Genomic DNA, 23,075 nt, shown 5'->3' on the forward strand with positions numbered 1-23,075 from the left:
CCTTTAACAAAAAATGGGTTAGACTTCCTTTTTAGGTTCAAAGGTGATGCTTGCCGAATTCACGCAGTAACGTTTCCCAGAAACAGTAGGGCCGTCGTCGAAAACGTGACCTTGGTGACCGCCGCAATTGGAGCAAACAATTTCAATACGTACCATTCCCAAGCTGCAGTCTTTTCTGTATTCAATAGCACCCTCGATGCTTTGGTCGTAGCTGGGCCAGCCGCAACCGCTATCAAATTTAGATTCGCTGCTGTATAAAGGTTGGTTGCATCCTTTACAGTTATAGGTTCCGTCTTCGTAATGGGCGTTGTATGCTCCTGTGTGAGGATATTCGGTGCCTTGCTGACGCAAAACGCGGTATTCTTCTTTAGTTAGGAGGCTGCGCCATTCTTCTTCTGATTTCTGAACAGGGTAGTGGTTATTCATCGGTATCGGGTATAAAAGTTAAAGCAGCAGAGTTGATGCAGTGCCTTTTTCCGGTTGTTTTTCGGGGTCCGTCGTTAAACATATGCCCTAAATGACCGCCGCAGGTATTGCATTTGAGCTCCGTTCGGGCGTATCCAAGCTTATAATCCACATCAAACTCTAGGTTTTCGGTAACCCCTTGGTCGAAAGAAGGCCATCCTGATTTGGAATCGTATTTGTCTTTTGAGTAGTAGAGTTTTGTCTTACAAGCTGCACAAGCATAAACCCCTGCTTCGTAAAATTTATCATACTCCCCAGTGAAAGGACTTTCAGTTCCTGCTTGACGCAATACAAAATAAGCCATTTCAGGAAGTTCTTTTTTCCATGTTGCCTCGGTTTTTTCAACCGCGTATTTTTTCTTTTCCTGGGTTTCTTTATTGGTAGTTTGACAACTCACAACAAAAGGAAGTAGGAGTAGGGTAAGAAGTGTTTTTTTCATAATTTAGGTGTTTGTGTAAAGGTATGAAACTTTAGTACACTTCGTTTTTAGTTTCATAAAATCAATCTTTATTTTTAATAAAAATGCAAATAAGATGCCATAAAATAAACTTAAAGTATTACTTTAAGTTTATTTTGAAACCATTTCAATTTGTCTTATTTTAAAGATTTAAATATTGGTGTTTAATAGTCTGATTAATATATTTTTAAAATTTACTATAAAGAATCTCTATATTGCTAATTTCTTTAAAAAATAGAGGATTTTTTGTTAATAAAATCAAAAGATAAAATCATTTTTTAGGGCAACTGCTCGTAATGTTCTATATTCAAACTCTTAAAACTATTTTATGATAAAGCCAAAAGTTGCCTTAGAGAAAGGAAGTAAAAAATTAATCAATGCTTGGGCTTTTTACGACTGGGCAAATTCTGTTTATCCTCTTGTAATTTCATCTGCAATTTTCCCTATTTACTACGGGTTGGTTTTTGAGTTTGACAATCAAATTGACTTCTTTGGTTACTCCGTAAAAAACACCGCCATGATCAGTTTTGTAACTGCATTTGCTTTTGTGGTGGTTGCATTCATAACCCCTCTTTTATCTGGAATTGCCGACTACGTTGGTAACAAAAAGAAATTCATGAAGTTTTTTGTACTTATTGGATCGCTTTCTTGTGTTGGTTTGTATTGGTTTGACTTGGAAACAATCTACTTGGGCTTATTTTTTTACTTTTTGGCTATGATTGGACTTTGGTCGAGTCTTGTTTTTTATAATTCTTACTTACCCGATGTTGCTTTCGAGGAGCAACAAGACCGCGCTTCTGCCCGCGGGTATTCTATGGGGTATATTGGCAGTGTTCTTTTACTGCTCTTTAATCTTTCGATGGTTATGATGCCAGACGCATACGGGATTGTAGGTACCGAAAGGGAGGCAGCTATGTTAGCAATGAAATATTCCTTTGTTTCTGTCGGGGTTTGGTGGGCGCTTTTTAGTATGTATTCTTTCTATTATTTACCTGTTGGAACATCGGAGCATAAGGTGACGAAGAATATTGTTTGGAATGGATTTCGTGAACTTAAAAAAGTCTGGAACGATATGAGCGATAATATTCGCTTAAAGCGCTACCTCATTGCTTTTTTTATATACAGTACTTCGTTACAGACCGTAATGCTGGTTGCAGCTTACTTTGGAGAGGAAGAAATTAATTGGGGTTCTAACGCCGACAAAACGCAAGGACTTATTGTTAGTATTTTGCTCATACAGATTGTTGCAATATTAGGGGCAATATTAACAGCACGCAGTTCGGAGCGATTCGGGAATTTAAAAACCCTTTTTGTGATTAACCTCATTTGGGCAGTGATATGCGTCTATGCATTTTTTATAGAAACACCGCAGCAGTTCTACGTTATTGCTGGTTTTGTAGGAATGGTTATGGGAGGTTTACAGTCCCTTTCTCGTTCTACTTATTCTAAGTTTTTACCAGAAACTGAAGACACTGCTTCTTATTTCAGTTTTTATGGGGTTACAGAAAAAATAGCCATCATTATTGGAATGCTTCTTTTTGGGGTGTTGGATCAAATTACGGGAAGCATGCGTTCTTCAATTTTATTCTTCTGTTTGTTCTTCGTAATTGGGGCATTGATGTTGTTACGTGTTCCTAAAGAACAGAAGGTTTAGTAGCTTTTTATTTCTTTGACAGAGCCCGAACCATTTACTTTGGAATAAACCCGTGTGGCAGGCGTACCGAGGTAGCGAATTGAGTAAATATTCGATCGAATTTTTCATAATACTACGTCTTTGACTGTTTGGTTTCTTGTGTTCATATTTCTTTAAGAGCACTGCCTTTCATTTTCAATTTCAATTGTTCTTTTGCTCGCGAAATCAATGTTCTACAACTTCCATAGCTCAACTTTAATATTTCAGTTATTTCTTCATAATCATAACCTTCTAAATGCATTAGGCTGAGCGCATTTTTGTATCTTGGATTCAATTCATCCAAGGCATCAAGAAGTTTTTGATGAATGGTATTCTTAACTTCATTATTGTGGTCATCCTCTGTATTTGTTTTTAATTCCTCAACTAGCTTTAATTTTTTTTTATGATCCCGATGATGCTGTATGCTTTTTCTTGTAATTATTTGTTTGAGCCACCCCCGAAATTATCATTTCCTTTGTATTGATCAATCCTGTTGAATGCGATTAAAAAACTCTCTTGCATAATATCCTCAGCATCCATTGTATTGTGAACAATCTTCAAGGCAGTTACAAACATGGCTTGATGATAGCGCTCATAAACTTCCATTTGTGCTTGCACATGCTGGAGCCTACACAATTCAAGTAGTTCGTCAACTGTATTGTCGTTCAATTTCAATGAGGAGCATTTCTATAGATAAGATGTTTTTTTTTGAAAATGTTACACTTTTGTGAGAAATTTATTTTTTATATGAGTTGGCATAACTCTTGAACATATATTGGAAGTAATTAACAGGTGCTTCAATTTAAGGAAAACCATTCCCTGATTTGGATGCCAAATGACACAATGACGTAAAAATATAGTATGGCCAAACCAATCTTTTCAAACATAGACAATTTGTCACTTCAAGATATCGAATCCGAAGCAGAATTAATTCCTCTTTTAACCTCAGAGGATGAAGAGGCTCTAGAGAAAGAGGACCTCCCAGCAGAGGTTGCTTTGCTTCCTCTAAGAAATACGGTACTTTTTCCGGGAGTTGTAATTCCAATTACTGTTGGGAGAGACAAATCCATTCAGCTTATTAAAGATGCAAACCAAGGGAGTAAGGTGATTGGAGTAGTAGCTCAAAAGGATCAAGGAGTTGAGAACCCTGGAGCTCAGGATATTTATGAACTCGGAACTGTTGCTCGCATTCTTCGTGTTCTTAAAATGCCTGACGGAAATACAACCATTATTATACAGGGTAAAAAACGCTTTGAAATAGATAAAATTACTTCGGAAGATCCGTATTTAAAAGCAACTACAAGAACTGTTGTAGATGAAGAGGAATCCAAGGATGGAACTGAATTTAAAGCCGTTGCAGAATCTATCAAAGAATTATCGCTTCAGATCATTCAGGAGAATCCAAACCTTCCTTCTGAGGCTTCTTTTGCGATTAAAAACATACACAGTTATTCGTTTTTAATCAATTTTGTATCCTCCAACATGAATCTTTCGGTTAACGAAAAGCAAAACATACTTTCTCTTAAAAATATTAAGGAGCGTGCTTTGTTGTGCCTGAAATACATGAATGTTGAGTACCAGAAACTGGAACTAAAAAACGACATTCAGTCGCGTGTGCGTCATGATTTAGACCAGCAGCAGCGTGAGTACTACCTGCAACAGCAAATGAAAACCATCCAAGAGGAATTGGGTGGAATTTCGTACGAAGAGGAAATCGAGGAAATGAAAGTCCGCGCTAAGTCTAAGGTTTGGACCAAAGAAGTTGGGGCTCATTTTGATAAAGAATTGATGAAGATGCAGCGTATGAACCCGCAGGTAGCAGAGTATTCGGTTCAGCGGAACTACCTTGATTTGTTTTTAGACCTTCCTTGGGATAATTTTTCAAAAGATAACTTTGACTTAAAGCGGGCTGAGAAAGTTCTGAATAGAGATCATTTTGGACTTGAGGAAGTAAAGAAACGGATCATAGAGTACCTAGCAGTGCTTAAACTGAGAAACGATATGAAATCGCCGATTTTATGTTTGTATGGCCCTCCGGGAGTTGGGAAAACCTCCTTAGGGAAATCCATAGCCGAAGCCTTAGGTAGATCTTATGTTAGAATATCATTAGGGGGAATGCGTGATGAAGCTGAAATACGTGGACACCGTAAAACTTATATCGGAGCCTTACCCGGAAGGATTATTCAGAGCTTAAAAAAAGCAGGTACCTCAAATCCTGTTTTTGTTCTCGATGAAATCGATAAATTAAGTAGTGGTGCACAAGGAGACCCTTCTTCTGCTTTACTAGAAGTTCTAGATCCTGAGCAAAATAAAGAGTTTTATGATAACTTCTTAGAATTAGGATACGACCTTTCTAAGGTTATGTTTGTAGCTACTGCAAATAACCTGGGAGGAATTCATCCGGCACTTCGCGATCGTATGGAGATCATTAATGTTAGTGGATATACCATCGAGGAGAAAGTAGTCATTGGAAAGCAACACCTGTTGCCAAAGCAGCTTAAGGAGCACGGTTTAGACAAAAAATCCATTCAACTTGGAAATCCTGTTTTGGAAAGAATTGTAGAAGGATACACTAGAGAATCTGGGGTTCGTGGTTTAGACAAGCAAATTGCTAAGGTTACTCGTTATGCAGCAAAGTCGATTGCTATGGAAGAAGATTATGCAGTAAAACCTGCGTTAAAAGATTTAACAGAGATCTTAGGTCCAGAAAAAGTAACCCGTGATTTATATGAAAATAATGAAGTAGCCGGGGTGGTTATTGGATTGGCATGGACTTCTGTAGGGGGAGATATTCTATTCATAGAATCTGCTCTTTCTCCAGGGAAAGGAGCACTTAATATTACCGGGAACCTCGGGAAGATTATGAAAGAGTCATTTACCATAGCTATGGAATACATCAAAGCAAACGCTTTGCAGTTGGGGTTAGCAGATTTCAAATTCGATAAATACAACATTCATATTCACGTTCCTGAGGGAGCAACTCCAAAAGATGGTCCTAGTGCCGGGATAACAATCCTTACTTCTTTAGTTTCTCTTTTAACTCAAAAGCGAGTTAAGAAAAACCTCTCAATGACCGGAGAGATTACGCTTCGAGGGAAAGTGCTTCCTGTTGGTGGAATTAAAGAGAAGATTTTAGCAGCAAAGCGCTCTAAGATTAAAGAGATTATTCTTTGTGAAAGTAATAGAAAAGATATTGAGGAGATTAAACCTTCTTATTTGAAAGGATTAACCTTCCATTTTGTAAAAGAAATGAAAGAAGTCTTGGACTTAGCGCTTACAGGTCAAAAGGTTAAAAATGCCAAGAAACTATAACTTTTTATGTGTACCGTTAGTTATATTCCGCAGGATGAAAATAGGTTTGTCTTTACATCCAATCGGGATGAAAACCCATTGCGGGCAGCTACCGAATTACATAAACTTGAAATAAACAAGAAAACCCTCTATTTTCCTCAGGATTCCCAAGCGAAAGGGAGTTGGTTTGTGTTTTCGAACACCAATCAAATGGTCTGTATTCTCAATGGAGCATTTGAACCTCATTTGTCTGCGTCTTCCTATCGGATGAGTAGAGGGAAAATGGCACTTCAGTTTTTTGAATATCCATCGATTCAAAACTTTGTAGACTTTTTTGAGTTTAAAGGTTTGGAGCCATTTACTATGGTTGTTTTAGACGCTGGTGAATTGACAGAGCTGCGTTGGGATGAGCAGAAACTTTATAAAACATCACTGGATAGAACAAAAACCCACCTTTGGTCATCAGCTACCTTATATCCAAAATCATGGCAAGAAACGCGTAAAAAGGAATTGGAGGACTGGTTTGGTGATGATTTAAAGGGTCAGGAAGAAGTTATGGAGTTTCACCTTTCTAAATTTCCCTTTACCCGGGAAGCTTTAGTTTCGCTGTATGGTGAACAAGTGCCCCAAGATATTCCGGTGCAAACCATAAGCGTGTCTTCAATTCAAGGGAGTAAACAAAAGTTCGTCTTTAAATACAAGAGAGCGAAGGAGTTGTTGACTTTTGAAAAGACAGTTGATTTCGATTGAGATTTTATCTCAGCTCTTTCCTATCTTTGAACTATGAAAACCACAGTAATAGCAGTTGACGGGTATGCATCTACCGGAAAGAGTACTTTGTCTAAGCGTTTAGCCTCCGAATTAAATTTCACTTATATCGATACTGGATATATGTATCGTGTTGTCAGTTATTTTGCATTGAATAATAATCTTATAACAAACGGTGTTATTCTTGAAGATCAATTAGAAGTTGCTTTAGCTAAAACAAATTTTACTTGGAGTGAAAATTCCGAATCAAAACAAATGATGTTTAATGGAAGGGTTTATGGGGATGAAATAAGAACCCTAGAAATCTCAACTTGGGTGAGTCGAATTGCTCAGTTGGGATTTGTTCGTGAACATCTTGTGAATCAACAGCGTATTTTGTCTCAGCTTGGAAGTGTTGTGATGGACGGAAGGGATATCGGAACAGTTGTTTTTGCCAATGCCGATTATAAATTTTTTCTAACTGCCGATCCTAAGGTTAGAGCACAAAGACGTTATGATGAACTCCAAGGAAAAGGAGAAGATGTACGTTTTGATGAAATATTAAAAAATGTAGTTGATCGGGATCACCAAGACAGTACCAGAGCTATATCTCCTCTAAAGAAAGCAGCAGATGCAATTGAAATTGATACGACTTTATTTTCCGTAGAAGAGGTGTTTCAAAAGATGGTTTCTACTATAAAAAGCAGTTAGTCTCCGAATAAGGTAGGGTCTAATTTACTTCTTAGCTCCTTGTATACTGAAACGACATCTTCATTCGAGCTGTTGTAATAAACATCTTTCCCTTTAATCTTATCAATTAAAATATACTGGGTCACATTTTGGTTGATCAGAAGTTTGATTATTTCTTTATCCGCTGTTTTAAATTTTCCTTTCTTTAATCCTGAAGAAGAAAAGCCATTGATTCTTTTGGTGAGGGTAGGGAGACCCTCTGTAAGTTGAATGGATTGAATTCGCTCGAGTGGAATTTTTTCTCCATACATCCCGCTAATAACAATTTGATTTTCTTCTATTGTTAATTGGTTTTCGACATTTCCGTAGTAGAATAAGCCAATGATCCCTAGAAAACAAATACTCAATACTCCAACTCCTAGGTACATTTGAACTTTACTGTTTTGTTTGGGTTGAAAAGGAGCGCTTTTGATGATGAAATAAATGTATCCGATAATAGAATAGGTTCCAATGAAAATGCCCAAGAGGTTTTCATAATCTAGGAAATAGAGTGTAAAACCAATTAAAGCTTGAGAAACTCCGAGGTTAATGTGGAATTTTTTAAAAAAAGCAAGTAACGGTTTTAGGTCAACTTGGTCTTGCTCTTCCTTACTCATAGTGTTGAATCCAGACAGGAGGTAGGGAGCGTTTTTTTCAGTGATAACGAAACCGATTCCGACAAGGAAAAAGCTGAAAACAGTAATTATTATTAAAATCATTAAATTTTTTTAAAGAGAATTAGATTCTAAATTAAATCCAACAGAATATAAAATTAGTAAAAAGAACTTGCTTGTAAAAGTAGGTTGCTTTTCATTCGTGTAAAAAGTGCTTAAAAATTGCTGTGGCATCCTTGTCTATCAATAGATTATCATTACATTTGCAAACTCTTATGATTAATTAGAACGAGAGTCGAAAAAACAAATCAAGAACAACTTCTGTTGTTTTTCATTTAAAGTTCTATAAAACAATGGAATACAAATATTCATCAGCAATGTCTGAAGAGAACAACACACCACAAGAGGCTAATGAGCAAGCTGCTCCACAAGAAGCCCAAGCACAACCAGCTGCAAATACTGCAGAAGATTTTCTAGCAAACTTTAACTGGCATAACTACGAAGAAGGTATCGACGTAATAGAAGATGCTCAATTATTAGAGTTTGAAACTTTAGTAAAAGAAAACTTTGTAGATACAGCAGACGAAGATTTAATTGAAGGAACTGTAGTCTTTATGACTGAGCGTGAAGCAATTATTGACATCAACGCTAAGTCAGAAGGAGTTATTTCATTAAACGAATTCCGATACAATCCAGACCTTAAGGTAGGAGATAAAGTTGAGGTTATAGTTGACGCACGTGAAGACAGAACAGGTCAATTGATTCTTTCTCACCGTAAAGCTCGTGTAATTAAGGCATGGGATCGTGTTAACAATGCAAACGCAACAGGAGAAATCGTTAATGGTTTTGTAAAGTGTAGAACAAAAGGGGGAATGATTGTAGATGTTTTCGGAATCGAAGCATTTTTACCAGGATCTCAAATCGATGTTAAGCCAATCCGTGATTACGATCAATACGTGAATAAGACCATGGAATTCAAAGTGGTTAAAATTAACCAGGAATTCAAAAACGTTGTTGTATCTCACAAAGCGTTAATCGAAGCGGATATCGAAGAACAGAAAAAAGAAATTATAGGACAACTTGAAAAAGGTCAAGTTCTTGAAGGTACCGTTAAAAACATTACTTCTTACGGAGTATTTATCGACCTTGGAGGAGTAGATGGATTAATCCACATTACAGACCTTTCTTGGAGTCGTATCAACCACCCGAACGAGATTTTGGAATTAGACCAAAAACTAAATGTGGTAATCTTAGACTTTGATGATAACAAATCTAGAATCCAACTTGGATTAAAACAATTGAGCGCTCATCCATGGGATCAATTAGGAGATGCAATCAAAGAAGGACAAAAAGTAAAAGGTAAAGTAGTTGTAATCGCTGATTACGGTGCATTTATCGAAATTGAAGATGGTGTTGAAGGTTTAATCCACGTTTCTGAAATGTCTTGGTCTACGCACTTGCGTTCCGCTCAAGATTTCGTGAAAGTTGGAGACGAAGTAGAAGCAGTTATCTTAACCTTAGATCGTGAGACTCGTAAAATGTCTCTTGGAATCAAGCAATTGACTCAAGACCCTTGGACGGATATCACTTCTAAATACCCAGTACAATCTAAGCATTCTGGAATCGTTAGAAACTTCACAAACTTTGGTGTATTCATCGAGTTAGAAGAAGGAATAGACGGTTTAGTATATATCTCAGATTTATCTTGGACTAAGAAAGTTAAGCACCCATCAGAAATTTTAACTGTTGGAGAAACAATTGAAGTTCAAGTACTTGAATTGGATGTTGAAGGACGTAAATTAAGTTTAGGTCACAAACAAACAATGGAGAATCCTTGGGATAAATATGAAACTGAATTCGCTGTAGATACACAACACACAGCTGAGTTAACTGAAATCGTTGACAAAGGAGCTACAATTAACTTCAACGAACATGTTGTTGCTTTTGTTCCTTCTCGTCATCTTGAAAAAGAAGATGGATCTAAACTTGGATTGGGTGAAAAGATTGATTTCAAAATCATCGAATTTAACAAAGAATTCAAAAGAGTTGTAGCATCGCATACTGCTCTATTCAAAGAAGAAGAACGTAATAACATCCGTAAAGCAGCTAAGAAAATTGCTGCAAGTAATTCTGAAAAGACTACACTCGGAGACTTAGACGCTCTAGCTGATTTGAAGCAAAAGATGGAAGGTAAATAATACCGTTCTCCTCATTATTAAAACCCCCTTTGTGAAAAGGGGGTTTTTTTATGTCTATAAATCAAGTGGAGTAGATAAAAAATAATATTTTTGTAAGAACAAATTAAACGGCATGCATCCTAAGTTACTTCTAAACGCACACCAGATTGATATCCTTCTGCATCGCCTTGCCTGTCAGTTAATAGAAAAACACAGAGATTTTTCTGAAACAGTGCTCATTGGTCTTCAACCAAGAGGATCTTTTGTTCTTGATCGACTGATTCAGCTTTTATCAACTCATTACGGAGTAAGTGAAATTGCTCATGGTAAACTAGATACTACTTTCTTTAGAGATGATTTTAGAAGAACCGATAAGCCACATGCTGCAAATGCAACTCAAATGAACGTTTCTATTGAAGATAAATGTATTGTCTTCATAGACGATGTTTTATATACAGGTCGAAGTATACGAGCTGCACTAACCGCAATCGAATCCTATGGCCGCCCTAGTGAAATTGAATTATTAACCTTTATCGATCGTCGTTTTAGTCGTCATTTGCCGATTCAACCAGATTATGTTGGAAGACAAATAGATTCGCTTCAAAATGATAAAGTTGAGGTTAAATGGAAAGAACTAACCGATGAAGATGCGGTATATTTGATTAAAGAAACCCTATGAGTCAATTAAGTGTAGACCATTTATTAGGAATTAAATATCTAAAGGAAGAGGATCTTCATTTGATATTTGAAACTGCTGATCACTTTAAAGAGGTAATTAACAGGAAAATAAAGAAAGTTCCAACACTACGAGATATTACAATCGCTAATTTGTTTTTTGAAAACAGCACACGAACTAAACTTTCTTTTGAATTAGCCGAAAAGCGATTGAGTGCTGATGTTATTAATTTCTCTGCTGCTCAGTCTTCTGTTAAAAAAGGAGAAACTCTTATTGATACCGTTAATAACATCCTGGCAATGAAAGTGGACATGGTGGTTATGCGTCATCCAAATCCGGGAGCTGCTTCCTTTTTGTCAAAGAATGTAGATGCATGCATTATCAATGCAGGCGATGGGACACATGAACATCCAACACAAGCCTTGTTGGACGCATTTTCCATTCGCGAAAAATTTGGTGAAGTTGCCGGTAAAAAAATAGTAATTGTAGGAGACATTTTACACTCACGTGTTGCACTATCTAATATTTTTGCGCTTAAAAAATTAGGTGCCGAGGTTAAGTTATGTGGTCCTAAGAGTTTACTGCCTAAGCATTACGAATCTTTAGGGGTAGGGATTGAATTAGACCTTAAGAAAGCATTACAATGGTGTGATGCTGCTAATATGTTACGCGTACAAAACGAGCGAATGGATAAAAGTTATTTCCCTTCGATAAGAGAATATACTCAGCTTTATGGACTTGGTTTGCCGCTTCTTAAAAGCTTAAATAAAGAAATAGTAGTCTTACATCCGGGCCCAATAAATAGAGGAGTAGAAATCAGTTCTCAAGTTGCAGATTCAGATCAAGCAATCATCCTCGACCAGGTTGAAAATGGAGTCGCAATTCGTATGGCAGTAATTTATTTACTTGCTTCTAAAATAATGATACCTGTCTAATGATTTTAAGTAACGATAATAAAACACTTGTTTTAGAGATAAACAGTGCTATTTTAAACGATTCAGATTTTTTTTCTACTTACAGCAAAGAAGCTGTAGATCATGATGTAGTACTCAGTTGCTTGAGTATTTCTGATTTGAATGATCAGGAAACTGAGTTGACAAATTTGTATAGAAATTTCCATAAAGAAGGACATACAACACTAATGGTTGCTACTCCAGAGCAATACAATGATTTTCCAGAAGATTTAGTTTTAGTACCTACCCTTGAAGAAGCACACGATTTTATAGAAATGGAGCGTATACAACGTGATTTAGGATTTTAAAATATGAAGTTAACGATCTTAGGTTGTAATGCCGCTACTCCAAGAAAAAATGCTCAAACCACCGCACAGCTTTTAGAGATAAAAGGAAATTTGATTCTAATTGATTGCGGAGAAGGGACTCAAATACAATTACGTAAGCTGGGTATTAAATTTGCTCGGATTCAGCATATTTTTATTTCACACTTACACGGAGATCATTTTTATGGTTTAATAGGTTTAATTAGTACGTTTCGTTTGTTGGGCAGAGATGCTGACCTCCATATTTATGGACCAAAGGGGATCAAGGAAATCATTACTTTACAGTTAAAATTAGCTAAATCTTGGACAGACTATTCGCTTTATTTTCATGAATTAGAGTCTTCTAATTCTGAGGTTGTTTTTGAAGATGAAAAAATATCAGTAACAACCATTCCATTAGATCACAGAGTATATACAAACGGATACTTGTTTAAAGAGAAAATAGGTCCACGAAAAATAAACATTACCGCTGCAAAAGAATACGGGGTTGAGGTTTGTGATATGGAAAATTTAAAGTCAGGAAAAGATTTTATTGATTCAAATGGGAATACGGTTTCCAATGCAATTCTAACCACAGATCCAGATGCACCAAAATCATATGCTTTTTGTAGCGATACTGCTTTTAAGGAAGATATTGTTCCTTTAATTTCTGAAGCTTCTATGCTCTATCATGAATCTACTTTTTTAGATTCACACAAAGACTTGGCGGCTAAAACTAAACACAGTACTGCAGCGGAAGCAGCACAAATTGCTTCGAAAGCGAATGTGGGTGGATTAATATTAGGTCATTATTCTACTCGATATGGTGATTTAAGTGCATTTGTATACGAGGCTAAACAGTATTTTGATCCTGTTATTTTATCGGAGGATGGGAAGGTTATTGATATTTAGAGCCTTCTTTTAATGCTTTAAAATTTAAATTTCTTTATCGGTTATCGTAACTTGCATCTATGAAGCAAGAGAAAGACATTGGACATTTAAGGAAGTCTTATGAAAAAGGATCTTTGGACGATGATAAAAAGTCAGTTAATCCATTAAGTTTATTTGAAGATTGGTTTAGTGCAGCGAATGAAAATCCTGCAATAGAAGAGGCCAATGCAATGAGTGTAGCTACTCTTGGGGTAGATGGTTTTCCAAAATCAAGAATTGTTTTGTTAAAACAATTCAGTCCAGAAGGGTTTGTGTTTTATACAAATTATAACAGTCAAAAAGGGAGGGCTATTGCGGCTTATGATAAAGTTGGTTTAACTTTTTTTTGGCCTTCAATGGAACGTCAGATTTTAATTAAAGGAATCGCAAAAAAGGTTACTGAAGAAGCCTCAGATAAATATTTTTATTCAAGACCCAAAGGAAGTCAGATAGGAGCAATTGTATCTCCTCAAAGTCAACCTATTGAGAATCGTGATTTTTTAGAAAATCGTTTAAATGAAGTAGAGAATCAGTATGAAGAGAATTCTCCAAAAAGACCAGACCATTGGGGTGGTTTTATTGTGCAACCTACTACAATTGAATTTTGGCAGGGTAGACCCAATCGTCTGCATGACCGAATGGAATTTTCATTGAATGAAGATAATAGTTGGTCCGTGTCTCGATTAGCACCCTAAAATTAATAATGGATTAAATATTAGATTTTCATGAAAAAAGCTAAGTATTCGTCATACATAAACAGAGAAATCAGTTGGTTAGATTTCAACGCTCGCGTGCTTCAAGAAGCATCAGACCCGACTGTTCCTTTGATTGAACGACTTCGTTTTTTAGGAATTTTTTCTAATAATCTGGATGAGTTTTTTCAAATTAGATTTGCTACAGTAAAGCGTATATCACAATCTGATTTAACAGGAAGAAAAGCATTGGGAGGAATAACTGCTGTTGAGCTATTAGAAGAAATTACTAGTTTAGTTATAACCCAGCAGCGTGAAAGCCTAGATATTCTTAAAGAGATTGAAAAGGAGCTAGAAAAAGAAAACATTATTTTTTTAGATGAAAAACAAGTAACCCCTGAACAAGAGAGTTATTTAAACCGCTTTTTCATAGAAAAGGTTGCACCTGCTTTGGTTACCGTTATTCTTCAAGACGAAAAACAAGATTTATCCGATAATAAAGCGTTTTTGGTTGTTACCCTCAACATAAAAGAACAAGATGCGGATAAACCTATGTACGCATTGATTGAGTTGCCAAAAGAATTAGATCGATTTGTAGTTCTCCCTAAAGAAGGGGAGAAACAATTTGTAATGTTACTTGATGATTTAATACGATATAATTTTCACCAGATTTTTAATCTGTTCGACTATACTTCTATTGAAGCTCATATGGTAAAAATAACCCGTGATGCTGAGCTTGATTTAGAAGAAGACGTAGGTAAAAGTTATATTGAAAAAATAAGAAATAGTGTTGAAGAACGAATGATTGGAGATCCAGTTCGTTTAGTTTATGACAAGAAAATTTTAGACAGTACCCTTCAGTTTATAATGAATAAGTTAGGTATTTCTTCGACAGACAGTCTCATCCCTGGGGGTAAATACCATCACAAGAGAGATTACATGAACTTTCCTAGCTTAGATAGAAATGATCTACTTTACCCGAAAGTTCCTTCTTTAGAAGTCAAAGGATTGCGTTTAGACGGGAACATAATTAAGTCTACTGCTGATAAAGACTATCTTTTGTATGCTCCATATCACAATTACTATTATGTGATTAAATTTTTAAGAGAGGCAGCATTAGATCCAAAAGTAAAAAATATAAAAATCACTTTATATCGTTTATCTCAAAACTCCCAAGTGGTTAGCTCTCTGATTAACGCAGCTAAAAACGGAAAAAAAGTTACTGTACAAATTGAACTTCAAGCTCGTTTTGATGAGAAAAATAACATCGTATTTGCTGAACGATTGGAAGCAGCTGGAGTAGTGTTGATTTTTGGAGTTCCGGGTTTAAAGGTTCACACAAAAATTTGTTTAATTGAACGTGAAGAATCAAAAAAAATCAAGCGGTATGGATTTATAAGTTCAGGGAATTTTAATGAAAGTACTGCAAAGGTTTATACCGACTATACTTTGTTTACTTCAAACCAAAAAATACTTAAAGATGTGAGTAAGGTGTTTGGTTTTTTTGAAGTTAATTATAAAGTAAAAACATACAAACACTTAATCGTTTCCCCACATTATACAGCTACGGTATTGAATCGTCTTATTGATAAGGAAATAGAAAATGCATTCTCTGGGAAACCAGCAAAAATTAAATTAAAGTTAAACAGTATCACCAATTATAAAATCATTGATAAACTCTATCAAGCAAGTAATGCAGGGGTAGAAGTTCATATGATAGTACGTGGGGTATGTTGTTTAATTCCAGGTGTTCCAGGAATGAGTGAAAACATTGAAGTTATTAGTATCGTTGATAAATATTTAGAGCATCCTAGAGTTTATATTTTTGAGAATGGAGGAGATCCTCATATGTATATTTCATCTGCTGACTTAATGACTAGAAATATTGATAATCGAGTAGAAGTTGCCTGTCCAATATATGATAAAGAGTTACAGAAACAACTGTTGGATACATTTTTGATCAGCTGGAATGATAATGTAAAAGCCAGAAAGATAAACGGTAAAATACAAAATGAATTTAAAAAATCTTCAGGGAAACCTTATCGTTCACAATGGGAAATTCATGAATATTTTAAAGCATTATTAGAAGAATGAAAGTAAAAAAACTAGCTGCAATAGATATTGGATCCAATGCAATTAGAATGCTAATTGCAAATGTTGTTCAAACTGAAGGGGAACATCCAATTTTTATGAAAAGTGAGATGGTTCGGGTACCAATCCGTTTAGGACAAGATTCATTTACCGTAGGCGAAATTTCGAATAAAAACACAAAACGAGTTGTTCGTGCTATGAAAGCGTTTAAATTATTAATGAAAATTAATAAAGTAAATAATTATATGGCTTGTGCTACTTCTGCACTTCGAGAATCAAACAATGCGGTAGAGCTGGTAAAAAAAGTTAAGAAAAAAACTGGGATTAAAATTGAAATTATTGATGGTAAAAAAGAAGCTGAAATAATTTCTTACTCCAATGTTATTAGTGACCAAGGACATAACTCTAATTATTTATACATAGACGTTGGAGGGGGAAGTACCGAATTTAGTATTATTAAAAACAGAAAACGTATTAGCTCGAAATCTTTTAAAACAGGAACCGTCCGAATGATTAACGGAATGGTTAATGATGAAGTTTGGGTTAAAATAGAAGACTGGATTAAAAAAAACACAGAAGAAATTGATAAAATTCAATTATTGGGTACAGGAGGTAATATCAATAAAGTATTTAAACTCCTTGATACCAAAGAAGGGAATCCAATTACTTATATAAAACTAAATTCTTTTTATAATGATTTAAAAGTCCTTTCATACGAAGAAAGAATCCTTAAATATAATTTAAACTTAGATCGTGCAGATGTGATTATTCCGGCTTTAGAAATTTATCTCAAAGCCTTTAATTGGAGTGGTGCTAATAAAATATTTGTTCCAAAGATTGGACTTTCGGACGGGATGATTAAAATGATGTACAAAAAGTATAACGCTTAAACATCTAAATCAAATTCTTGCCTTAAAAGATCAATCATTGGGTTAATTTCTTTGAGACGTTCGTATTTTTCATCTGCGGTATAAATAAAATTCTTTTCTGTTTTTTCGTCTACAATTACTTTAATCGATAAGTTGTGGTTTTGTAAACTAGTTCTTAGATAAGGAACGAATTCTGTAAATTCTCGTTCCAATTCAACCTTATTCATATCCGAAGGAACACTGAATTGAATTGTAGAACCTTCCAAATGAGGTTTACTGATGTTTAGTAAGGAGGCAATGTTTTGATCTCCTGACTCAAACTTTTTATTTTTATAGGATTCCCAAAAGCCAAGTAGTTCTTCTTCTGTAAATGCATTAACCGGTTTTTCTTCTATTTCTTGAACTGGTTTTTGCTTTTGTTCCCATTCTTTTTTCTTTTTAATACTAGAAATAGAAAGACTAGAAACCTGATTGTTTTGTAGGTTAATATCTTTTATCTCCGGTTTAACAATCGGAGGAGGTGCAGGAACTTGTTTAGGAGGCTCCTCCTTTAAAATTTCTTTGGTTTGGGATGTATTATATTCTGAATTAGTGGGAATAGGAGTCGAACCCTGTTTCGTATTGGATTCTGTATACTTTAGCTTATGAGTTGGTATTAGCGATCCTTTTTTTTTTCTCCATCAAAGTGGAGAGAAGCGAGCTGCATGATACAAAGTTCGACATGAAGTCGTTTGTTATTACTATTCTTGAAATTTAATTCACAGGAATGAGCTAAATCAATTGCATCGAGAAGAAAATTTAGAGAGATTTGTTTTGCCTGTTCTGCATAGGCTTCTTGAAGACTTTCGCTAATCTCTAGTAAAGGAATTGTTTTAGGATTCTTACTGATCAATAGATCTCGGAAATGAACAGCAAGTCCAGACATGAATTGATGCCCTTCGATTCCTTTTTGAAGAATGGAGTCAAATTGAATTAAACTTTCGGGGATCTTATTTTCAATAAGATTATGAGTGAATTTTAAGTAAGCCCCTTTGTCGAGGATATTTAAATTTTCGGATACTGCCTCAGCAGTTAAATTTTGATTACAGAAACTACTCATTCGATCAAAAATCGACAATGCATCTCGCATTGCTCCATCTGCTTTTTGAGCGATAAGGTGTAAGGCTTCATCTTCAAAGGCTACTCCCTGATCCTGTGCAAGATCAGCAAGATATTTTTGCGTATCGTTTGCTGTGATTCTTTTAAACTCAAAGATTTGACAACGTGAAAGTATGGTTGGTATTATTTTGTGTTTTTCTGTCGTTGCCAAAATAAAAATCACATGCTTGGGAGGTTCTTCAAGTGTTTTTAAAAATGCATTGAAAGCTGCAGTTGAAAGCATATGAACCTCATCAATGATATATACTTTGTGAGTTCCGGTTTGTGGAGGAATTCGAACTTGATCATTTAAATTTCTAATATCATCTACAGAGTTATTAGAGGCAGCATCAAGTTCAAAAATATTAAAAGCAAAATCTTGGTCGGGATCTATGTTTTCGTGATCCTTACTATTAATTTGTTTTGCCAGAATCCGTGCACAGGTTGTTTTTCCAACTCCTCTAGGACCGCAAAATAACAGCGCCTGCGGAAGTTTATTATTTAATATAGCATTGCTTAGAGTCTCTGTAATAGCAGATTGTCCTACAACATCTTTGAATTGTTGTGGTCTATATTTTAAAGCAGATACTACAAAGGGTTCCATATATCTCAAAAGTAAAAAAAAGTAACTTATATTCGACTATCAGCAACTTAAATAACCGCTAAATTATTAACATAATATGTACCTTTGCGAAAGCAGGTCTCTTATCGCTGCTCATCTTAGATGAGGAGAGGAAAGTCCGGACACCATAGAGCAGTATAGCGGATAACATCCGTCGTTCGTTTATTCGAATAGGACAAGTGCAACAGAAAGTATGTACAGGTAATGCTGTAGTGAAATCAGGTAAACTCTATACGGTGCAACGCCAAGTAAATTTACGTTTGAGAGCGGCTCGTTCGATGTAAAAGGGTAGGCGGTTTGAGCTTTTAAGTAATTAAAAGCCTAGATAAATGATAAGACTCGACAGAATCCGGCTTATGGCCTGCTTTTTTTATTCAAAAAAACTGAAGGTATTACTTCCGTAATTTCTAGAAGATTGAAATTTCGGATGGTTTTCAAATTCATATTCTTTTGAGTGTTCCAAAATAACCTGTCCATTTTTGTTGACCCAATTCCCTTCAAAAGCAAGATTAACAAGCATTTCAAAATCCGAATGTGGCATGTCATAGGGTGGGTCGGCAAAGATAATATCAAAAGATTGTTGGGGTCTTTTAAGAAAGTCAAATGCATTTTTGCAAATTACATCAATATTCAAATTTAATTCAGCACTTGTTTGTTCTATAAAACGAGCGCAAAATTTATTTTGATCAACCGATACAACATCTTCAACCCCACGAGAAACAAACTCATAACTGATATTTCCAGTTCCAGAAAAAAGATCTAAAACACGGATTTCATTAAAGTTTACCCAGTTGGTCAGAATATTAAATAAGGCTTCTTTAGAACGGTCTGTTGTTGGTCGTACAGGCAGTTTTTTGGGTGCTGTAATTCTTCTTCCTTTTAGAGTCCCTGAAATAATTCTCATTAGGCAAATTTGTTTTCTATAAATGGAATTGGGTGTGTACTGGATTTATTTTCAGAGGGCGCATCTAAATAGATGATGTCATTGTGAAATACTTGAACTCCTTCATAATATTCTTTATAACATTCATATTCTCCTAGAAAGGCTAGTTTAAAATTATCAGGATTGAGATAAAATTGTTCTGTTATGTAAAAGAGATAGTATAAAAATTCGTCTACATTGTTCTGTTCAAATGAGTTGAAAAATAATAATTGTGACCCTTGAAAAAGGAATAAATCGAAAGCACCCTTTCTGATATTTACAAAAAGTTGCTTTTTTGGAGTTCCCATTGAATATTTAGTTATCGGGGCCAATAACTGTGAAGCTAAATGTTTAGACTGAAGTGTAGGAAAAATTTCTTTTAAAACCTCCATAACCTTTATTGGCTCCGGATAAACAACCACTTGGCTGAAAGATTCTAATACATCATAACCTATTTGTTCTCCTTTTTTTAATGTAACCCCTTTTGATAAGTAGAATGAAGCATTATTTTCATCAAACATTTCCTGAGGAATAATAACAGCTGAAGTATCTGAATGAATCACATGAACAAGATCCGTAGGAAGTTTTTCTTCATTTAAAAAACTAGTGATGGACTGTAGGTTGAGATCATCGGAAGTTTTAAGACTATAAAAAACAGATCTCTCTAGAGTACAAAAAGAAAATCCATCCCTGAAAACAAGGATGGATAATTCATTAGGTTGATGTTTTTTAGTTTTTAGGAGCATCAAATACAGAAGGCCAGTTACCGTTTTCGCTCACGTCTACTAGTGAACCTAATATAATTGCAGGACCATTTACCCCATCAACAGAGACTGTTTCATTCTCTTGTTTTAATAAATCTTTATTTTGATCGAATAAAATAATGTTTTTGTCAACTTTTACTTCGAATACTGGAACTCTGTAATCGTTTTTGTTGATTACATCTGCTTTAATAGAGAATTCAGCATCGATTCCTGCAACAGGAACTTTGCTTAATTGACTATAGTCGTAGTCTCTAAATAAGGAGTCTTTAACAGGAATGAATCCTAGAGTATCCACTACAACAACCTCTTTAAGCATATCAATTCGATAAATTTTATCATATTCTAAGTAACTAGAATCACGTTTTTGAATTAAAGTAAAAATACCATTGTCTATGAATTTAACTAGGCTATCAAAATTATTTGCATAAAAACCTTTTACATCTTTATGCGCAATTTGAGCTTTTCTAATTTCTTTTAAACGAGATATTACGTCAGCGTAACGTTCGTTTTTGGTTTCATTAAAGTTAATTGGTCCGTTAATAGAGTCATAAATTTTATAACTAAAAAAAACGATTAAAATCCATAGTACAGCTTGTAATGCAATCTTCATTTTTAAAATTTTTGTTGAAAACAAATCTACAATTTTTTTTTATTCATAAAAGTATTTACGAAATGAATTATCTTCCCAAAAATTAAAATCACCTAATGGATTCTCCAGAATTTAAAAACCTACTCAAAGATAAATTCCCTTTTGAGGCTACTCAGTCTCAAGAACACTGGTTAGAATCGATAGTTTCTTTTTTATTTACTAAAGAAAAGCAGGTTCTTTATTTATTGAAAGGATATGCAGGTACGGGTAAATCTACCTTAATTGGACACCTAGTTAGGTATTTAATTCACGCCAACTTTAAATCTGTTCTAATGGCTCCAACCGGACGAGCAGCAAAGGTTATTGCAGGTTATTCATACAAAAAGGCTTTTACAATTCACAAACAAATTTATTATACCAAAGCGGAGCAAGGTTCTGGGGTGAAGTTTGTTTTAAAGCCGAATAAATTTAAAAACACTCTTTTTATTGTAGATGAGGCTTCTATGATTGGAGATGATCGTCAAAGTGCTAAGTTATTTGAAAACGGATCCTTATTAGATGATTTAATGCAATATGTAGATGCGGGTTTGAATTGTAAGTTATTGTTGGTGGGTGACCCTGCTCAGCTACCACCAGTTCATTTAAACATTAGTCCAGCTTTAGATGCTGATTATCTAGAAAGACAGTTTAATAAACAAATTACAGAATTAGAATTGAAGGAAGTAGTTCGACAAAGTCAAGATTCCGGAATTTTGGCTAATGCAACCCAACTAAGAACTCAAATGGAAACGGATTATTTAGATTCATATTCTTTTGATCTTTCAATTGGGACTGATGTACTCAGGTTACAAGACGGAAATGAAATTCTTGAATTACTAGACGATGCGCTTCGAAACGATGGACTAGAAGATACTGTATTTATCGTAAGATCTAATAAGAGAGCAAATTTGTATAACCAGCAAATTCGAAGTAGAATTTTATTTCTAGAAGCAGAACTTTCCGTTGGGGATCAATTGATGGTTGTTAAGAATAATTATTTTTGGTTAGAACCAGAATCAGATCCTGGTTTTATAGCCAATGGAGATTTAATTAAGGTTTTGAGAATTATAAGTCATCATGATCTCTATAATTTTAAATTCGCAACAGTAGAAGTTCAGTTGGTTGATTATCCAGAAGAAAAACCTTTTGAAACAGTCCTCCTGCTCGATACACTTACCTCTGAGAGTCCATCTTTAACCTATGAAGAAGGGAATGAGTTGTATCAAGCTGTTCAAGAAGATTATATCCATTTAACTTCTAAGTATAAAAGATTTATGGCTGTTAAAAACAACCCTTATTTCAACGCTTTACAGGTAAAATATTCCTACGCAATAACATGCCATAAGTCACAGGGAGGTCAATGGAAAAATGTTTTTATTGAACAACCCTATCTTCCAGAGGGTATAGATTTAAGTTATTTTAGATGGCTCTACACCGCAATAACTAGAGCTCAATCAAATTTATACCTCGTTGGTTTTAAGAATGATTTTTTTATCAATTAATCCCCAACTTGACCCTAAGTTTAAAACGCTCTTAGTATTTTTGATAAACATCTATTCAATATGAAAGTAATAGCAGTTATTCCGGCACGATATCAAGCATCAAGATTTCCTGGAAAACTAATGCAGAAACTTGGTAGTCAAACCGTAATTGCACACACCTATCAGAATGTCCTCAATACAGAGCTTTTTTCTGAAGTAATCGTAGCAACCGACAGCGATGCAATACAGCAAGAAATTGAATCTTTGGGTGGAAAAGTATTTAGGAGTATCAAAGAACACGAATGTGGTAGTGATCGAATTGCAGAGTCTGTGTTGAATACTGACGCTGACATAGTAGTTAATATTCAAGGGGACGAACCTTTTTTAAACGAGCCAAGTCTAAGCGCTTTACTGGATGTTTTCAAAAATGACTCAAACAAAGAAATTGATTTAGCATCCTTAATGATTCCTCTTGTAGAGCAAAATGAAATTCAAAATCCAAATAATGTAAAGGTAATTGTAGATCAGAATAATTTTGCTTTATATTTTTCTAGAAGTCCAATTCCTTTTTATCGAGCTACAAATATTCCTCAATTATATCATAAGCACTTGGGTGTTTATGCCTTTAGAAAAGAAGCTTTAATTCATTTTAGTCATTCAGATATGACTCCCCTAGAACAAGCTGAAAAAATTGAATGTATTCGGTATTTAGAACAGGGAAAGAAAATGAAAATGGTCTTAACCGACCAAGCTGCAATTGGAATTGATACACCTGAAGACCTAATAAAAGCTCAGCAATTTTTAAATAACAAATCGTAAAACTATATGTTCCGTTTTTTTTCAAAACTAATTT

The 23,075-nt window shown here is 35.0% G+C and carries 24 protein-coding genes and 1 other RNA gene; 15 read left to right on the forward strand and 10 right to left on the reverse strand.

All coding sequences use genetic code 11. From position 1 onward, the window contains the following. Positions 1–18: 18 nt before the first annotated feature. Both msrB (NG655_RS04615) and msrB (NG655_RS04620) read right to left on the reverse strand, forming a co-directional pair. Positions 19–426 (reverse strand): peptide-methionine (R)-S-oxide reductase MsrB, encoded by a 408-nt coding sequence (gene msrB / locus NG655_RS04615; RefSeq protein WP_252158171.1) that lies wholly within the window; start codon positions 424–426, stop codon positions 19–21. Further along, entirely contained in the window at positions 419–904 is a 486-nt protein-coding gene (gene msrB, locus NG655_RS04620; protein WP_252158172.1) for a peptide-methionine (R)-S-oxide reductase MsrB, read from the reverse strand. Before msrB (NG655_RS04620) ends, msrB (NG655_RS04615) begins: the two co-directional genes overlap by 8 nt. A 346-nt stretch (positions 905–1,250) precedes the next feature. Between msrB (NG655_RS04620) and NG655_RS04625 the strand changes: the two genes are divergently transcribed. After that, complete coding sequence (locus tag NG655_RS04625; protein WP_252158173.1) at positions 1,251–2,576, forward strand: MFS transporter; 1,326 nt, start codon at positions 1,251–1,253, stop codon at positions 2,574–2,576. A gap of 142 nt (positions 2,577–2,718) precedes the next feature. Here the strand turns inward: NG655_RS04625 and NG655_RS04630 are convergent, their stop codons facing one another. Next, on the reverse strand, positions 2,719–3,036 hold the full coding sequence (locus NG655_RS04630; RefSeq protein WP_336511181.1) for an RNA polymerase sigma factor: 318 nt from the start codon (positions 3,034–3,036) through the stop codon (positions 2,719–2,721). Beyond that, complete coding sequence (locus NG655_RS04635) at positions 3,033–3,269, reverse strand: RNA polymerase sigma factor (protein ID WP_252158174.1); 237 nt, start codon at positions 3,267–3,269, stop codon at positions 3,033–3,035. The genes NG655_RS04630 and NG655_RS04635 overlap by 4 nt, the downstream gene beginning before the upstream one ends. A gap of 186 nt (positions 3,270–3,455) precedes the next feature. Between NG655_RS04635 and lon the strand changes: the two genes are divergently transcribed. Genes lon through cmk form a run of 3 tightly spaced genes read left to right on the forward strand, consistent with a single transcriptional unit; the run spans position 3,456 to position 7,343 of the window. Continuing rightward, positions 3,456–5,906: an endopeptidase La gene (lon, locus tag NG655_RS04640; RefSeq protein ID WP_252158175.1), complete on the forward strand. Its 2,451-nt coding sequence runs from the start codon at positions 3,456–3,458 to the stop codon at positions 5,904–5,906. Positions 5,907–5,912: 6 nt separating this feature from the next. Next, positions 5,913–6,635, forward strand: coding sequence for an NRDE family protein (locus NG655_RS04645; protein ID WP_252158176.1), 723 nt, complete (start codon positions 5,913–5,915; stop codon positions 6,633–6,635). Positions 6,636–6,668: 33 nt separating this feature from the next. Continuing rightward, on the forward strand, positions 6,669–7,343 hold the full coding sequence (gene cmk, locus NG655_RS04650) for a (d)CMP kinase (protein ID WP_252158177.1): 675 nt from the start codon (positions 6,669–6,671) through the stop codon (positions 7,341–7,343). On the opposite strand, the gene NG655_RS04655 is transcribed toward cmk, so the two are convergent. After that, on the reverse strand, positions 7,340–8,080 hold the full coding sequence (locus NG655_RS04655; RefSeq protein WP_252158178.1) for a DUF3784 domain-containing protein: 741 nt from the start codon (positions 8,078–8,080) through the stop codon (positions 7,340–7,342). The genes cmk and NG655_RS04655 overlap by 4 nt on opposite strands. A gap of 272 nt (positions 8,081–8,352) precedes the next feature. Here NG655_RS04655 and rpsA point away from each other — a divergent pair, with 272 nt between their 5' ends. From rpsA to NG655_RS04695, 8 genes are all read left to right on the forward strand, one after another. Beyond that, the gene (gene rpsA, locus NG655_RS04660; RefSeq protein ID WP_419469276.1) at positions 8,353–10,173 is read left to right on the forward strand and encodes a 30S ribosomal protein S1; all 1,821 of its coding nucleotides are present in this window, start codon (positions 8,353–8,355) and stop codon (positions 10,171–10,173) included. Positions 10,174–10,285: 112 nt separating this feature from the next. After that, complete coding sequence (gene pyrR, locus NG655_RS04665) at positions 10,286–10,831, forward strand: bifunctional pyr operon transcriptional regulator/uracil phosphoribosyltransferase PyrR (protein WP_252158180.1); 546 nt, start codon at positions 10,286–10,288, stop codon at positions 10,829–10,831. Beyond that, the gene (locus NG655_RS04670) at positions 10,828–11,763 is read left to right on the forward strand and encodes an aspartate carbamoyltransferase catalytic subunit (RefSeq protein WP_252158181.1); all 936 of its coding nucleotides are present in this window, start codon (positions 10,828–10,830) and stop codon (positions 11,761–11,763) included. The genes pyrR and NG655_RS04670 overlap by 4 nt, the downstream gene beginning before the upstream one ends. Then, the gene (locus NG655_RS04675; protein WP_252158182.1) at positions 11,763–12,089 is read left to right on the forward strand and encodes a hypothetical protein; all 327 of its coding nucleotides are present in this window, start codon (positions 11,763–11,765) and stop codon (positions 12,087–12,089) included. Before NG655_RS04670 ends, NG655_RS04675 begins: the two co-directional genes overlap by 1 nt. Before the next feature lie 3 nt (positions 12,090–12,092). Then, positions 12,093–12,998, forward strand: a complete 906-nt coding sequence (locus NG655_RS04680; RefSeq protein ID WP_252158183.1) for a ribonuclease Z — start codon at positions 12,093–12,095, stop codon at positions 12,996–12,998. 59 nt (positions 12,999–13,057) lie between these two features. Next, on the forward strand, positions 13,058–13,711 hold the full coding sequence (gene pdxH, locus NG655_RS04685; protein ID WP_252158184.1) for a pyridoxamine 5'-phosphate oxidase: 654 nt from the start codon (positions 13,058–13,060) through the stop codon (positions 13,709–13,711). Between the two features lie 30 nt (positions 13,712–13,741). Further along, complete coding sequence (ppk1, locus tag NG655_RS04690; RefSeq protein ID WP_252158185.1) at positions 13,742–15,802, forward strand: polyphosphate kinase 1; 2,061 nt, start codon at positions 13,742–13,744, stop codon at positions 15,800–15,802. Then, entirely contained in the window at positions 15,799–16,689 is an 891-nt protein-coding gene (locus NG655_RS04695) for a Ppx/GppA phosphatase family protein (protein WP_252158186.1), read from the forward strand. The genes ppk1 and NG655_RS04695 overlap by 4 nt, the downstream gene beginning before the upstream one ends. Here NG655_RS04695 and NG655_RS04700 read toward each other — a convergent pair. Further along, positions 16,686–16,934, reverse strand: coding sequence for a hypothetical protein (locus NG655_RS04700; RefSeq protein ID WP_252158187.1), 249 nt, complete (start codon positions 16,932–16,934; stop codon positions 16,686–16,688). The two genes, NG655_RS04695 and NG655_RS04700, sit on opposite strands and share 4 nt — an antisense overlap. A gap of 389 nt (positions 16,935–17,323) precedes the next feature. Beyond that, entirely contained in the window at positions 17,324–18,409 is a 1,086-nt protein-coding gene (gene dnaX, locus NG655_RS04705) for a DNA polymerase III subunit gamma/tau (protein WP_252158188.1), read from the reverse strand. 89 nt (positions 18,410–18,498) lie between these two features. Here dnaX and rnpB point away from each other — a divergent pair. Further along, positions 18,499–18,799: RNase P RNA component class A (rnpB, locus tag NG655_RS04710), an RNA gene on the forward strand. Here rnpB and NG655_RS04715 read toward each other — a convergent pair. The 3 genes from NG655_RS04715 to NG655_RS04725 are packed head-to-tail and all read right to left on the reverse strand — an operon-like array spanning position 18,798 to position 20,723. Further along, the gene (locus NG655_RS04715) at positions 18,798–19,331 is read right to left on the reverse strand and encodes an RsmD family RNA methyltransferase (RefSeq protein WP_252158189.1); all 534 of its coding nucleotides are present in this window, start codon (positions 19,329–19,331) and stop codon (positions 18,798–18,800) included. The genes rnpB and NG655_RS04715 overlap by 2 nt on opposite strands. Further along, positions 19,331–20,095: a DUF3822 family protein gene (locus tag NG655_RS04720; RefSeq protein ID WP_252158190.1), complete on the reverse strand. Its 765-nt coding sequence runs from the start codon at positions 20,093–20,095 to the stop codon at positions 19,331–19,333. The genes NG655_RS04715 and NG655_RS04720 overlap by 1 nt, the downstream gene beginning before the upstream one ends. Next, the gene (locus NG655_RS04725; protein ID WP_252158191.1) at positions 20,079–20,723 is read right to left on the reverse strand and encodes a hypothetical protein; all 645 of its coding nucleotides are present in this window, start codon (positions 20,721–20,723) and stop codon (positions 20,079–20,081) included. The genes NG655_RS04720 and NG655_RS04725 overlap by 17 nt, the downstream gene beginning before the upstream one ends. A 95-nt stretch (positions 20,724–20,818) precedes the next feature. Here NG655_RS04725 and NG655_RS04730 point away from each other — a divergent pair, with 95 nt between their 5' ends. Both NG655_RS04730 and kdsB read left to right on the forward strand, forming a co-directional pair. Beyond that, positions 20,819–22,243, forward strand: coding sequence for an ATP-dependent DNA helicase (locus tag NG655_RS04730; protein ID WP_252158192.1), 1,425 nt, complete (start codon positions 20,819–20,821; stop codon positions 22,241–22,243). 60 nt (positions 22,244–22,303) lie between these two features. Further along, a complete protein-coding gene (gene kdsB / locus NG655_RS04735) occupies positions 22,304–23,041 on the forward strand; it encodes a 3-deoxy-manno-octulosonate cytidylyltransferase (protein WP_252158193.1) in 738 nt (245 codons plus the stop codon). Positions 23,042–23,075: the final 34 nt, after the last annotated feature.

It is taken from the genome of Candidatus Arcticimaribacter forsetii, assembly GCF_910589745.1.
In the GTDB taxonomy this organism is placed as follows: domain Bacteria; phylum Bacteroidota; class Bacteroidia; order Flavobacteriales; family Flavobacteriaceae; genus Arcticimaribacter; species Arcticimaribacter forsetii.

Excerpts from the sequence above, each read along its gene's own strand:
- NG655_RS04725 (WP_252158191.1), bottom strand. The coding sequence starts at position 20,723 with ATGAAGATTGCATTACAAGCTGTACTATGGATTTTAATCGTTTTTTTT.
- cmk (WP_252158177.1), top strand. The coding sequence starts at position 6,669 with ATGAAAACCACAGTAATAGCAGTTGACGGGTATGCATCTACCGGAAAG.
- NG655_RS04730 (WP_252158192.1), top strand. The coding sequence starts at position 20,819 with ATGGATTCTCCAGAATTTAAAAACCTACTCAAAGATAAATTCCCTTTT.
- NG655_RS04645 (WP_252158176.1), top strand. The coding sequence starts at position 5,913 with ATGTGTACCGTTAGTTATATTCCGCAGGATGAAAATAGGTTTGTCTTT.
- NG655_RS04675 (WP_252158182.1), top strand. The coding sequence starts at position 11,763 with ATGATTTTAAGTAACGATAATAAAACACTTGTTTTAGAGATAAACAGT.
- kdsB (WP_252158193.1), top strand. The coding sequence starts at position 22,304 with ATGAAAGTAATAGCAGTTATTCCGGCACGATATCAAGCATCAAGATTT.
- NG655_RS04715 (WP_252158189.1), bottom strand. The coding sequence starts at position 19,331 with ATGAGAATTATTTCAGGGACTCTAAAAGGAAGAAGAATTACAGCACCC.
- NG655_RS04680 (WP_252158183.1), top strand. The coding sequence starts at position 12,093 with ATGAAGTTAACGATCTTAGGTTGTAATGCCGCTACTCCAAGAAAAAAT.
- lon (WP_252158175.1), top strand. The coding sequence starts at position 3,456 with ATGGCCAAACCAATCTTTTCAAACATAGACAATTTGTCACTTCAAGAT.
- NG655_RS04670 (WP_252158181.1), top strand. The coding sequence starts at position 10,828 with ATGAGTCAATTAAGTGTAGACCATTTATTAGGAATTAAATATCTAAAG.
- NG655_RS04625 (WP_252158173.1), top strand. The coding sequence starts at position 1,251 with ATGATAAAGCCAAAAGTTGCCTTAGAGAAAGGAAGTAAAAAATTAATC.
- NG655_RS04695 (WP_252158186.1), top strand. The coding sequence starts at position 15,799 with ATGAAAGTAAAAAAACTAGCTGCAATAGATATTGGATCCAATGCAATT.
- pyrR (WP_252158180.1), top strand. The coding sequence starts at position 10,286 with ATGCATCCTAAGTTACTTCTAAACGCACACCAGATTGATATCCTTCTG.
- pdxH (WP_252158184.1), top strand. The coding sequence starts at position 13,058 with ATGAAGCAAGAGAAAGACATTGGACATTTAAGGAAGTCTTATGAAAAA.
- dnaX (WP_252158188.1), bottom strand. The coding sequence starts at position 18,409 with ATGGAACCCTTTGTAGTATCTGCTTTAAAATATAGACCACAACAATTC.
- NG655_RS04655 (WP_252158178.1), bottom strand. The coding sequence starts at position 8,080 with ATGATTTTAATAATAATTACTGTTTTCAGCTTTTTCCTTGTCGGAATC.
- msrB (WP_252158171.1), bottom strand. The coding sequence starts at position 426 with ATGAATAACCACTACCCTGTTCAGAAATCAGAAGAAGAATGGCGCAGC.
- ppk1 (WP_252158185.1), top strand. The coding sequence starts at position 13,742 with ATGAAAAAAGCTAAGTATTCGTCATACATAAACAGAGAAATCAGTTGG.
- rpsA (WP_419469276.1), top strand. The coding sequence starts at position 8,353 with ATGTCTGAAGAGAACAACACACCACAAGAGGCTAATGAGCAAGCTGCT.
- msrB (WP_252158172.1), bottom strand. The coding sequence starts at position 904 with ATGAAAAAAACACTTCTTACCCTACTCCTACTTCCTTTTGTTGTGAGT.
- NG655_RS04720 (WP_252158190.1), bottom strand. The coding sequence starts at position 20,095 with ATGCTCCTAAAAACTAAAAAACATCAACCTAATGAATTATCCATCCTT.